The sequence below is a fragment of the Yaniella soli genome (assembly GCF_054782375.1).
On the sequence record NZ_BAAGSP010000084.1, the window covers coordinates 1 to 934 of the forward strand.

1 protein-coding gene is annotated in these 934 nt (G+C 55.1%); it reads right to left on the reverse strand.

From position 1 onward, the window contains the following. Window positions 1-143 precede the first annotated feature (143 nt). The gene (locus tag ACYVJT_RS15295; protein WP_343959891.1) at window positions 144-503 is read right to left on the reverse strand and encodes an immunity protein CdiI family protein; all 360 of its coding nucleotides are present in this window, start codon (window positions 501-503) and stop codon (window positions 144-146) included. Between the last annotated feature and the right edge of the window lie 431 nt (window positions 504-934).

Genomic DNA, 934 nt, shown 5'->3' on the forward strand with positions numbered 1-934 from the left:
CTCACGATGCAGCAGTTGCCATCGGCTAGGAGTTAAACCATCTTCTCCTCCAGAGGACTTCCACCTCCAAGTAAGTGCCCATGCCGGGCGTACAATAGTGGCGGGGCAGAACACTTCTGCCCCGCCGTTCTTTTCGAGATAGATTACAGCTCTGGTTGCGGTGTCTCCTCCGGGGTCAACTCTTCAAGTGGCCACGGTTCATACTGCACATCGGCAAACAATACGACTTCGCGGCAGAGGCATGCCGCGATCCGTTCACCCTCTCTGCGCCACCGTTCACGACTCTCATGATCGTCCCAGCCCTCGAAGGGATCGAAATGCTGCTCCCAGAAGGCGTTCCACCGGGCCATGTCTTGGCTCAGCTGCTCGGAGAGGTCGTAGATCTCAGGATCAGTGGTGTAGCCGACGGCCCTTGTTGGTGTCGATGACTCCCACAGCGGCCAATCTCGCCCGTAGTCCGGACAGAGGCGGATGACGCGCCGTTCGGGCGCCCTTTTTCCCATACTCTGTCCCTTCAGAACCATCGCGACCCCGCCCCGCTATTCGGCAGCCAAAGTCACGATTTTAGTCTAGCCCTCTATGTGGTTCATCATCGTACGGTTTTGCTATAACCATTTCGAGCGTCCGTCTTGTCGGTCGTAGATGATGCATGATGGTGTGCTTCATGGTTGCTTCCTGTCGCGGTGTTCCGTCGCGCACCGAACCACACTGCTACCGGTCCGATGAACGGGATTAGGAGCGCCACGATGATACCTACTAGGCGCGCAAAAGGATTAACCATCTTCTGCTTAGGCAGCCAAAATAGCAAGAACACAAACATCATAAGATGGACAATGCGGCTTAAAGGACAAAACGTGTGCTTTTTATCTGTCGAGTCGCCTGCTGTCATGCGGTAAAACGCAGATCGTCATAGGCAGCAGTCTATGTGAGTGAC

Coding starts and splice junctions, on each gene's coding strand:
- ACYVJT_RS15295 (WP_343959891.1), bottom strand. CDS start 503: ATGGGAAAAAGGGCGCCCGAACGGCGCGTCATCCGCCTCTGTCCGGAC.